Origin of the sequence: Streptomyces sp. SP17BM10, from assembly GCF_036322405.1 — a bacterium.
GTDB lineage: Bacteria > Actinomycetota > Actinomycetes > Streptomycetales > Streptomycetaceae > Kitasatospora.
This window is the reverse complement of the sequence record NZ_JAQYXB010000537.1, coordinates 1-303: the sequence shown is the minus strand read 5'-3', so window position 1 is coordinate 303 and position 303 is coordinate 1. Positions and strand designations below refer to the sequence as shown.

Annotated in this window: 1 protein-coding gene; it reads left to right on the top strand. The window is 75.2% G+C overall.

Annotated elements, in window-relative coordinates; translation table 11 throughout:
• Nucleotides 1-171 precede the first annotated feature (171 nt).
• Nucleotides 172-303 (top strand): chaplin family protein (locus PUR71_RS41265; RefSeq protein ID WP_443077427.1); only part of this gene is annotated, 132 nt, incomplete at its 3' end.

Sequence of the window (303 nt, the reverse complement as noted above, 5' to 3'; positions counted from 1 at the left end):
GGTCGGGCCGCCGGCGGGTGCCCCGATCCTGGTGCCCGTCCCGACCGCGCGGTCGCCACCGCCGGGGCCGGCGTCAGCCCGACCGCCCGGGTCTGGACCCGCTGCGGGGAGCCCGGCGGGAGCGGGACCGGGCACGTCGGGTCCGGCAACCAGAACCAGGTCCCGGGCCCCGTGCCGATCACCCTGTGCGGCAACTCCATCAACGTGATCGGCCTGCTGAACCCGGCCTTCGGCAACAGCTACCATACGAGTGTAGATCTCCGTGCGCGACGGAGCCGAAACACGTCGGGGGGGGGGGGGGGC